Here is a 7043-nt window from a genome sequence, read left to right on the forward strand (position 1 = left end):
GTCTGGGTTGAGCGGGGTGATGGGCGGCCATGCCCGCAGGCAGGCGCGGATCGGCGGCGTGCTCGCTCCGCAGTGGTACCCGACCAAGGCGAAACGGGCAGGGGCCGTCTGGCGCGGACGTACCACGGCGAGGCGCGATCGTCCTACGGGGTACCTGTTTCGGGTGGCTACGTTGCTGACGTAATCCCTGTTCTGCCGGAGCTTGGGAGCCGTTCGCCCGGACAGAACCCACCACCGGATCTCCGAGAAGAGCACTCAGATGCCCGAAGTCGTGATTGTGTCCTACGCCCGCTCGCCGATCGGTCGGGCGTTCAAGGGGTCGCTGAAGGAGATGCGCAGCGACGATCTCGCCACCCAGGTGATCGCTGCGGCGCTCGCCAAGGTCCCGGGACTCGACCCCGACGAGATCGGAGACCTGATCCTCGGCTGCGGCCTGCCCGGTGGCGAACAGGGCTTCAACTTGGCGCGCAACGTCGCGGTCCAACTGGGCTACGACAACCTGCCGGGCACCACGGTGACCCGCTACTGCTCATCGTCGCTGCAGACGACGCGGATGGCCTTCCACGCGATCAAGGCAGGCGAAGGTTCGGCCTACATCTCGGCGGGCACCGAGGCCGTGTCCCGGTTTGTCAACGGCAACTCGGACTCCTGGCCGGACACGCAGAATCCTGCGTTCGGTGTCGCTCAGGCACGCTCGGCCGCCAAGCAGGCGAGCCACGAGGCATGGACCGACCCTCGCGAGTCGGGACTGGTGCCCGACGTGTACATCAGCATGGGTGAAACCGCGGAGAACGTCGCCTCCCTCACGGGCATCAGTCGCGAAGAGCAGGATCGGTGGGCGGTTCGTTCGCAGCACCGGGCCGAGGAGGCCATCGCGCGCGGTCACTTCCGCAAGGAGATCACCCCGATCACCCTGCCCGACGGCTCGATCGTGACCGCGGACGACTGCCCCCGGCCCGGGACGACGCTCGATGCGGTCTCCGCGCTCAGGCCGGTCTTCCGTGAGAAGGGTTCCGTCACCGCCGGCAACTCGTGCCCGCTCAACGACGGAGCGGCGGCCCTCGTCATCATGTCCGATGCCAGGGCGCGTGAACTCGGCCTGCAGCCGCTGGCCCGGATCATCTCCACCGGCGTGACCGCTCTCTCGCCGGAGATCATGGGTCTCGGCCCCATCGAGGCCACCCGTCAGGCACTCGACCACGCAGGCCTGACCATGAGCGACGTCGACCTCGTCGAGATCAACGAGGCGTTCGCCGTGCAGGTGCTCGGCTCTGCGCAGGCGCTGCAGATCGACGAGGACAGGCTCAACGTTTCGGGCGGGGCCATCGCGTTGGGGCACCCCTATGGGATGACCGGAGCGCGGATCACCGGATCGCTCATCAACAACCTTCAGGCGCACGACAAACAGATCGGCCTGGAGACGATGTGCGTCGGCGGCGGGCAGGGCATGGCCATGCTGATCGAGCGGCTCGCCTAGGACGTAGCTTGTCGGTCCCGGCACGCGCAGAGATCCATACAGTTGCGCGAAGTGGCCGGATCGACCGCGGCCGCCTCAGGCCGAACGTTCGCCGAAGCGGGCCGGCGCAGCCTTTGGCAATCCCTGGACGGCACGCTGTAGGGGGTCGGTCACGGGGCCCTTCCCGAGCCCGGGCACGTCTCGAGACGGCGCCAGAGCACGAGCGTGCGGCAGAGTTTCTCTACAACGGCGCCCCGTGGGCGCGAGCCTGGCCAGGGGCTGGGTGAGGATGACCGGCGGCCTGATCGCGGCCGCACTCTCCGGCTTCGGGGGTGACGGGTGGCCGTCAGGGGCTGCACCGCGTCCCCGCCCGGACGAAGCCTCAGAAGACCGTGTCCGGGCGTGGCGGAAACCGTACTCGCATGCCCGCTCGACCCGTGGGCGGCGCGAAGATCGCCCGGTAAAGGGATGTAAACCGATCGGTTTTTCATTTTGGCCACATCAAGTTACCCTCGCGGCACGACCACCGAAGTGAAGCCAAGTGCCAGGGAGCGGTTGCTGGAGGCGGCGGCCACGCTCACCTATCGAGACGGTGTCGGCATCGGCGTCGAGGCGCTGTGCAAGGCGGCGGGGGTGTCGAAGCGTTCCATGTACCAGCTGTTCGAGAGCAAGGACGAACTGCTGGCGGCGAGCCTGGAGGAGCGCGCCGCCGCCTTCGCGGCCGGGCTCCCGCCGGCGGCGGACGACGGCCGTTCACCCCGTGAGCGGATCCTGCATGTTTTCGACCGGATGGAGGAGCGGGCGGGTACGCCCGACTTCCAGGGCTGTCGGTACCTGGCTGCTCGGATCGAGCTCAAAGACCAGAGCCAGCCTGCGAGCCGGGTGGCCCATCGGGTCAAAGAGAATCTGACCGCCTTCTTCCGTGCCGAGGCCGAACGGGGCGGGGCAAGCCATCCCGGCCTGCTGGCCCGGCAGCTCGGCGTGGTCTTCGACGGGGCCGGCGCCCGCGCGGGGATCGGAGCCGACAATCTGACAGGGCTCGTCACGCCCACCGTGATCACCCTGCTCGATGCGGTCGGCATACGATGACGCATCCCCTTTCGGGGAGGCGCCGTGACCGTGCCCTCCCCAGGCTGATGGCTCCCGCCCCTGATTCCCTGTGGTCGAGGGGAGTCCGGTGGTCGTAGGGGTGTTGACGGACGTGTCGCGCGTCAGGAAGGCCGTCGTCTCGTCGGCATCAGCACCCAAGGCGGGTGCGCGGTTCCCCAGGGCCTCCTCTGGTCGGCCTGGACCGTTCGGCCGCGTCACCCTGGGCCTCGGCGGCTGTCACGGCGGTGTGGCCCTATACCTGCGGCTGGAGTGTTCAGGCGTGCCGTGGGAGCCCTTGAGTGCGGAATCGGCGACCCCTGCGGATGGCATCCTCGCGTCTCTCCTGTGCGCTGACCCTATGGCTACGGGCGGCAACCTCCGCCTTGCGCCAGGAAACCGATCGGTTTACCGTGGTGGAAACCGGTCGGTTTTTCAACGAATCCAAGGGCTGGTCCGTGGTCACGCCCCCTTCGGGCGGGCCCTGTCCGAATCGCCTGTCCGCAGCAGTTCACACAGAGGGAAGCCAGCGAGATGCCCAGCTCAGAGTCACGTCCCACGATCCACATTCCGGGAACCACGAGCCACACCATCGCCCCGCGCGCAGGACGCCACAGCAGCGAGGGGACCCTGCGCTACCTCAGAGCGGGCACCGGTGCTCCGCTGGTCCTGCTTCACACCGTGCGCACCCAGGCCGAGCACTTCCGCTCCCTCATCCCGCTGATCGCGGACCAGTACACCGTGTACGCCCTCGACCTGCCGGGGATGGGCTACTCCGAGATCGTGCCCGGGGCGTCGTACGACGAGCCGGCCATGCGTGCGGGCGTCGAGCGCCTCCTGACCGAACTCGACCTCCACGACGTGACGCTGGTCGGGGAGTCCATGGGCGCGGTTCTCGCCCTGACCGCCGCGGCCGACCTGCCCGAGCGGGTCCGGCGCGTCGTCGCGGTGAACACCTACGACTTCCCCGGCGGGATCGCCCGCTCCAGTCTTATCGCCCGTGTGGTGGTCGCCGGTGTTCTCACTCCGGGGGTGGGCCCGGTGGTCGCCGGGGTGGAGCCCAAGCCCGTCGTCCGCAGGATCCTGCAGGGCGGGCTGGTCGACAAGACCGCGCTGCGGGAGGACTACCTCGACGAACTCCTCCGGGTGGGCGGCCGCCCCGGCTACCCGACCGTCGCCCGGGCCGTGTACCAGAACATGCCCAGCCTCATCGCCGCCCGCGCGCGCTACCCCGAGGTCAAGGCCCCCGTCCACCTCGTCTACGGCGAGAAGGACTGGTCCAGGCCCTCGGACCGGCAGGCCAACAAGGACCTGCTGCCCGCCGCCGAGTTCACGCAGGTTCCGAAGGCCGGCCACTTCATCGCCCTGGAACGGCCCGACCTGCTGGCCGGCCTGCTGAACGCGGTGGCCTGACCGCCCCGAGGGCGCTGTAGTCACCCCCGTTCGGGTGTAGTGGGGGACGGGGGCCAGGTTCGAGCATGTGTCTGACAGCGTCGTGCATGCAAAGGAGCAGCGCGTGGCAGAGATTCAGATCGAGTTCGATGTTCCGGCTCAGATGCGTGACGACACCGTGCTGCGCGCCGATGTCTACCGGCCTGGGGGGACGGGGCCGTGGCCGGTGCTGCTGAGCCGACTGCCGTACGGCAAGCAGATGGCCCTGGCGATCGCCCTCCTCGATCCTCTGGCGGCGGCCAGGCACGGTTTCATGGTGGTCCTCCAGGACACCCGCGGCCGGTTCGCCTCCGAGGGGGAGTGGGAGCCGTGGACGTACGAGGAGAGCGACGGGTACGACACCGTACGGTGGGCCGCCGCCCTTCCCGGAGCGAACGGCTCCGTCGGCATGATCGGCGCCAGCTACTTCGGCAACACCCAGTGGATGGCGGCGCTGTCCAAGCCGCCGGAGCTGAAGGCGATCGCGCCGATGGTCACGTGGTCCGAACCGGACGACGGACTGTGGACGCGCGGCGGCGCGATCGAACTCGGCATCACCGCGCCCTGGTCCCTCATGATGGGCGCCGACGCGCTGATGCGCCGGCACAGCACCGACCCGGCCACGCTCGGCGGCAGTCTCGGCGGGCTCGTGCGGGATCTCGACGGCCTGGCCGACGGCGGCTACGGCGAACTGCCCGCCGGGCGGTTCCCCGCGTTCGTCCGGCACGACCTTCCCGAGCTGGGCTACGAGAGGTCCCGGCGGGAGCCCGAGTGGGCGCGGTCCTGCCGTGTCGCGGGCCGGCACGACGAGGTCGACCTGCCCACCTTCCAGGTCGGCGGCTGGTTCGACATCTTCACCCAGGGCACACTCGACAACTTCACCGCCATGCGCCGCGCCGGCCGGTCCGCCACGCTGATCATGGGTCCGTGGAGTCACTCCAACCAGCAGCACGTCATCGGCGACGTCAACTTCGGGTTCGGCGCGAACTCCGCCTCCATGGGCATGCGCGGCCCCCTGCACGGCCTCCAGCTCGACTGGTTCCAGCGCACGATCGGCGACGGTGAGGCGCTGGAGCCGGACACGGGCAGGGTGCTGCTGTTCGTCATGGGCGTCAACCAGTGGCGCGAGGAGACGGAATGGCCCCTGTCGCGGGCCGTGGACACGGACTTCCACCTGCGCGCCGACGGACGTCTGACGCGGGAGCCGCCCGCTGTCGCCGAGCAGGCCGATGAGTTCACCTACGATCCGACGGATCCGGTGCCCACCACCGGCGGCGCGTTGCTGATGTCCGACGAGTTCCGTCCCGGGCCTCTCGACCAGAGAGACGTGGAGGCGCGCGAGGACGTCCTGGTCTTCACCACCGAACCCCTCACCGAGGACATCGAGGTGACCGGCCGCGTCCGGGCGGTGCTCTTCGCGGCCACGGACGGACCCTCGACCGACTGGGTGGCACGGCTGTGCGACGTCGACGAGCACGGCGTCTCCCGCAATGTGACCGACGGCATCGTGCGGGTACGGGCGACACCGGGTGAGCCGGCCGAGCACGTCCTGGACCTGTGGTCGACCAGCATCGTCTTCCGGGCAGGGCACCGCATACGGGTCCAGGTCACCTCCAGCAACTTCCCCCGCTGGGACCGCAACCTCAACACTGGCGAACCCGAGGAGAACGCGACCACGGCCCGCGTGGCCCGCCAGCAGGTCTTCCACGACCCCGCCCGGCCCTCCCGCATCGTCCTGCCCGTGGTGCCTCCGGTGGGCAAGAGGGTGCCGACGTAGCCATCTCGGTCGAAGGGCGGCAGGCATCCTGCGGCGGAGGCGACGACCTCCCACGGGCGCCTGCCCCTCGGCAAACGCCGCGGTGAAGATTCCTCGGTCAGCAGACCGACCAGGTTCCGCTCGACCGGCCTGCGATGATGCGGCCGGATCCAGAGGCCGCGGCCATCCGGTGGAGTACGGCAGCGAGGTCCTGGGCCAAGGGGGCACGAGTGACCCGCTTGCTCGATCTGATGCCAGAGTTGGCCACCGACTCCAGCTGCTGGCCAAGGCCCGCTACGCCGGCCACGATCCACTTCATCGACGTCCTGCCCAAGACCCCCTGCGGCAAGACCCAGCGCTACCGGCTGCGCAATCGCCGGCGCACCGAAGTCGCCGCCCCAGAGCCACGTTCACCGACACCGAACCTCTGCTCGTCGAGCAACGCGGCACCGTTCGGTGGCTGCTGCTCAACCGTCCCGAGCGGCGCAACGCCCTCGACATCACCCTCATCGAAGCCCTGGACAAACAGATCATCAGCGCCGAGGCCGACAACGGCACCGCGGTCAGGGATCTCACTATCAGTGACTCAGGGTTGGCAGGGCCACCGCCATAACCACGCACCACAGCTTGATCAGATACCCCGTCCAACATCCCGAGCCGAGCCACTGGCTTCTGTGCCGGCGGGGACTTCGGGGAGGACGACATTGCGGAGTGGTGGGAGCGGCAGACCCAGGCCGCCGTCGCCACCCTCCCCACCGACAACACCTTCACCCAGACCCCGGTATGCGAAGGGGAATGGGCACCCGCGAACCATCCCCTCGGCAAGTTCCCCACCACGATGCTGCGTGTCCTGCGCCAGCTCGCCACAACCCACCACCGGGCCACCGCCGTCACCAGCTCGATGGCCTACCTGCCGACCGCAGTCGACATCGGCTACCTCCGCCACGACTTCGAAATCCCTCTGCCGGGCCCGGGCTTCGCCCGCCGCGTCGGAGCCCTGCTCCGCGACAGCCTCAAACCAGGTCCCGAAGTCGTGGAGGTACGCGACGGCCACACGTGTGCGCGGTGAGAAGCCGGGGGCGGTGCCCGGACGGACGGCGGCACGCCTTCGCCGGCCCGGCGAACGTACCGTCTGGGCCTAAGCAAGGTGCGGGTGGTTCCAGCCCTTCGCGTCTTCTCCGTAGCGGCGGGCCGGGGCCGCATTTACCTGGCGGGTTCGGGGGCCGGGTTGCCGTAGTAGGCGTCGGGGCCGTGTTTGCGGGTGTAGTGGCGGGCCAGGAGGTGCGGGGGTGGTGGGGCGGTGGGGGACAGTGC

General features: G+C 69.4%; 5 protein-coding genes and 1 pseudogene. 5 read left to right on the forward strand and 1 reads right to left on the reverse strand.

Going from position 1 to position 7043, the window contains the following annotated elements; all coding sequences use genetic code 11:
• The first annotated feature begins 259 nt into the window (after positions 1-259).
• The 5 genes from ACFXC1_RS37880 (at position 260) to ACFXC1_RS37900 (ending at position 6798) form a co-directional block, all read left to right on the forward strand.
• Complete coding sequence (locus ACFXC1_RS37880; RefSeq protein WP_381251577.1) at positions 260-1477, forward strand: acetyl-CoA C-acetyltransferase; 1218 nt, start codon at positions 260-262, stop codon at positions 1475-1477.
• Between the two features lie 534 nt (positions 1478-2011).
• Complete coding sequence (locus ACFXC1_RS37885; RefSeq protein WP_381251579.1) at positions 2012-2545, forward strand: TetR/AcrR family transcriptional regulator; 534 nt, start codon at positions 2012-2014, stop codon at positions 2543-2545.
• Between the two features lie 531 nt (positions 2546-3076).
• Complete coding sequence (locus tag ACFXC1_RS37890) at positions 3077-3955, forward strand: alpha/beta fold hydrolase (protein ID WP_381251581.1); 879 nt, start codon at positions 3077-3079, stop codon at positions 3953-3955.
• Between the two features lie 103 nt (positions 3956-4058).
• Positions 4059-5750: a CocE/NonD family hydrolase gene (locus ACFXC1_RS37895; protein WP_381251583.1), complete on the forward strand. Its 1692-nt coding sequence runs from the start codon at positions 4059-4061 to the stop codon at positions 5748-5750.
• An 817-nt stretch (positions 5751-6567) separates the two neighbouring features.
• Complete coding sequence (locus ACFXC1_RS37900) at positions 6568-6798, forward strand: hypothetical protein (RefSeq protein WP_381251585.1); 231 nt, start codon at positions 6568-6570, stop codon at positions 6796-6798.
• 134 nt (positions 6799-6932) lie between these two features.
• Here ACFXC1_RS37900 and araD read toward each other — a convergent pair.
• Positions 6933-7043 (reverse strand): annotated as a pseudogene (gene araD / locus ACFXC1_RS37905) (L-ribulose-5-phosphate 4-epimerase); the annotation flags it as partial.

This window comes from Streptomyces hokutonensis, from assembly GCF_042751305.1.
GTDB classification, from domain to species: domain Bacteria; phylum Actinomycetota; class Actinomycetes; order Streptomycetales; family Streptomycetaceae; genus Streptomyces; species Streptomyces hokutonensis_A.